1 protein-coding gene is annotated in these 867 nt (G+C 39.9%); it reads left to right on the forward strand.

Annotated features, from left to right (window positions below):
- Nucleotides 1–181: hypothetical protein (locus tag ACQY6F_RS18950; protein ID WP_428776675.1), on the forward strand; the 181-nt coding region annotated here is incomplete at its 5' end.
- Between the last annotated feature and the right edge of the window lie 686 nt (nt 182–867).

The following is an 867-nucleotide window of genomic DNA, read 5'->3' on the forward strand; positions in this document are numbered from 1 at the left end:
AGCCGCCTCAGCCGTTGGATCGGCGCCGGGTGAATCTTGCATCGACTGTGAAGAGCCGATGGCAACCCAGCGTCAGATCGGATCCAAACACCCGAGCAGAGATACCAATTCAATTGGTTTAATCCGAGCCATCGATCCGGTAGCCAACGACCAGCGTTTAATGAAGTCCGTAGACCCGTGAGCCGGCGTTGGTAGACCCGGTCCACGGTGCTGGGGGCATATTCTACGGATTTTTCTTAAGGCAAATAATTCCATAAATCCCGAAAATCGTTGGAACCTCAAAATTTTGCAAAAACACCCCTGAACTTTTTCATAATTATATTTTAGTCTCTGTAATTTTACATTTAGGTCCATGTTTAACTTTTTATAATTATGATTAGGTCCTTTCCTTAATTAACCTTGATTATTTTAAATTACTCTTTTAATCTATTAACTTAAAACCTTCATAACTTCCAAACCGTAGCTCCGATTTAGGTGATTCTTGCGCTCACGCGTTCGTAGCGATGAATAGCATATTTTAGTACTGTTTGTTTAGTATTTAGGTACTGTTTGCTGTACTGTCTTATTTATTTTTTGTATTGCTTGTTTCCGGTCGTTATTATTTAGACGTTGTGAACTTCGGAAATCATCAAGACCTTTAAGAAGAAGACTTTGAGCAGCAGTTAGTGGGGAATCAAGGCAAGTGTTCCTTGACCATGTTGGTCCTATATTCTTTCTCTCTCTACTTTAGATAGTTACATGCATTTAAATTGAATCATGTGTCAGTTTATCCTTCCTTATTATTCCTTGTTGACCTAGTTATGGGATGTGTCTCTAGGTAGGTCATGCTTAGCATTGCCTTGAGAATTGGGATTATCTTTGGGCTAA

It is taken from the genome of Vibrio sp., from assembly GCF_050299255.1.
Classification (GTDB): Bacteria; Pseudomonadota; Gammaproteobacteria; order Enterobacterales; family Vibrionaceae; genus Vibrio.